General features: G+C 67.9%; 2 protein-coding genes and 1 pseudogene. 2 read left to right on the top strand and 1 reads right to left on the bottom strand.

Annotation, left to right across the window (positions count from 1 at the left end):
• Together WB785_RS17435 and nadC are read left to right on the top strand one after the other, a co-directional pair.
• Nucleotides 1-263 (top strand): annotated as a pseudogene (locus tag WB785_RS17435) (L-aspartate oxidase); the annotation flags it as partial.
• The gene (gene nadC / locus WB785_RS17430) at nt 263-1,120 is read left to right on the top strand and encodes a carboxylating nicotinate-nucleotide diphosphorylase (protein ID WP_424080561.1); all 858 of its coding nucleotides are present in this window, start codon (nt 263-265) and stop codon (nt 1,118-1,120) included. The pseudogene WB785_RS17435 and the gene nadC, both read left to right, overlap by 1 nt.
• On the opposite strand, the gene WB785_RS17425 is transcribed toward nadC, so the two are convergent.
• Nucleotides 1,117-1,683 carry a TetR/AcrR family transcriptional regulator gene (locus tag WB785_RS17425; RefSeq protein ID WP_424080560.1) on the bottom strand — a complete coding sequence of 189 codons (567 nt, stop codon included), beginning with the start codon at nt 1,681-1,683 and terminating at the stop codon, nt 1,117-1,119. The genes nadC and WB785_RS17425 overlap by 4 nt on opposite strands.
• Nucleotides 1,684-1,702: the final 19 nt, after the last annotated feature.

Below are 1,702 nucleotides of genomic sequence, written 5' to 3'. Positions count from 1 at the left end.
ATGCCGATGGCTTGCGCCGGCTGACCGGCACGTTGTCGACGGCGCCGATTCGAGCCATCCGCGCCGGGGCCGACCTCGAAGACGCGGCGTTGACGGTAACCGCCCGCGCAATCGCTTCGGCTGCGTTGGCCCGCAACGAGAGCCGCGGTTGTCACCACCGTGCCGAATACCCCGACGCTTCGCTCGCCCAGGCCTGCAGCATCGTCGTCAGGTTGGGTGATGACGACAGCGCGCAGGTGGATGCCCTGGCAGCGGTGTGCTGATGTCCCTCTCGGATGGTGAGCTCGCCGAGGCTCGCGCGACGATCAGCCGCGCGCTCGATGAGGACTTGCGCTACGGGCCGGACATCACGACGTTGGCAACGGTGCCCGACGGCGCCACCACGACCGCGTCGCTGATCACCCGCGAGCCCGGGGTGATCGCCGGAGTGGACGTCGCACTGCTGGTGCTCGACGAGGTTCTTGGCGCTGACGGCTACCGTGTGCTCGATCGCGTCGAGGACGGCGCGCGGCTACAGCCAGGGGCGTCGGCATTGACGGTGCAGGCCCAGATGCTTGGCCTGTTGACCGCCGAGCGAACCCTGCTCAACCTGGTCTGCCACCTATCCGGCATCGCCACCGCGACGGCCGCGTGGGTCGCCGCCGTCGATGGCACCAAGGCGCAGATCCGCGACACCCGCAAGACGCTGCCGGGCCTGCGGGCTTTGCAGAAGTACGCGGTCCGAGTCGGCGGCGGCGTCAACCACCGGCTCGGCTTGGGCGACGCGGCGCTGATCAAGGACAACCACGTCGCGGCGGCGGGATCTGTGGTCGCGGCGCTACGCGCCGTGCGGGCGGCCGCACCCGATCTGCCGTGCGAGGTCGAAGTCGACTCGCTCGAGCAACTCGACGAGGTGTTGGACGAAAAAGCCGAGTTGGTGCTGCTAGACAACTTTCCGGTCTGGCAGACCCAGATCGCGGTGCAGCGCCGCGACGCCCGGGCGCCGGCCACCAAACTGGAGTCATCCGGCGGGCTTTCGCTGGAAACTGCCGCGGACTACGCCGGCACGGGTGTGGATTACCTTGCTGTCGGCGCCCTTACCCACTCGGTGCAGGTGCTCGACGTGGGTTTGGATGTCTAGCGCTGAAGTAGGCGGCGTGCTGCTGGTTTGGCGGCGACCAGTGCACCCGCCTCGCCGGCGATGCGGGACAAGATCAGTGCTCCCTCGATCAATGAGATCACCGCAACGGCGACGCTTTCCGCTTCTGCTGCCGACCAGCCGTCGGTGCGCAGCCGCTCTTCGATCGCCCGGCACCAGCCGGTAAAGGCGCGCGCCGAGGCCGCGCGCACCAATGGACTGGCGTTCACCGATTCGGTGGCGATCGGCTCGATGGGACAGCCGTCGCGCCGGTCGGCGGTCAGCCCGTCGATCAGTAGATCAATCCATCGATCGACGATGTCCGCAGCCGGCCGTCCGCTGGCCAGGAATCTGCGCAACAGTTGCTCGATGGCAGCCCCGCTGCTGTCGACGACTGCGGCGGCCAGCTGCTGCTTGCCTTGCGGAAAGTGGTGATACAGCGAACCGGGTTTGACGCCTGCGCCGTCGAGGATCTGGTTCAGCCCAGTCGCGGCGTAGCCCTGCCGGCGAAACAGGGTGGTCGCGGTGTCGATCAGCGCGGTTCGGCTACGGTCTGGTCGCGGCATGCTATTGACAATACTTGAG

Source organism: Mycobacterium sp., from assembly GCF_049585075.1.
Lineage (GTDB): Bacteria > Actinomycetota > Actinomycetes > Mycobacteriales > Mycobacteriaceae > Mycobacterium.
Note: the sequence above shows the minus strand (reverse complement) of the source record. Positions and strands in the feature narration are given on the sequence as shown.